The sequence below is a fragment of the Allobosea sp. Root483D1 genome, from assembly GCF_001429505.1.
Taxonomy (GTDB): Bacteria; Pseudomonadota; Alphaproteobacteria; order Rhizobiales; family Beijerinckiaceae; genus Allobosea.
In genome coordinates this window covers 257,825-258,095 of sequence record NZ_LMJW01000020.1, presented here as the reverse complement: position 1 = coordinate 258,095, position 271 = coordinate 257,825, and the positions used below count along the sequence as shown (strand labels likewise).

Below are 271 nucleotides of genomic sequence, written 5' to 3'. Positions count from 1 at the left end.
GGTGTCGTCGCCGGCGCCGCCGATCACGACCTCGAAGCAGGCGATCTCGTCATCGCCGGCCTCTGGGCTGGTGAGCTTGCCTTCGACCAGATCGACGAGGGCGCCACGCGTCAGGCCGCTCAGGTCGAGCGTATCGATGCCTGCGCCGCCATCGTAGTCGTCGTCCTCGCAGTCGGCATCGACGATGACCTTGTCGTTGCCGTCGCCGCCCTTGACCTTGTCCTTGCCCGATCCGCCGACGAGATGGTCGTTGCCGCTCGAGCCCTGAACT

Annotated in this window: 1 pseudogene; it reads right to left on the bottom strand. The window is 66.8% G+C overall.

Features of this window, described 5'->3' with window-relative positions:
- Positions 1-271 (bottom strand): annotated as a pseudogene (locus ASE66_RS34010) (calcium-binding protein); the annotation flags it as partial.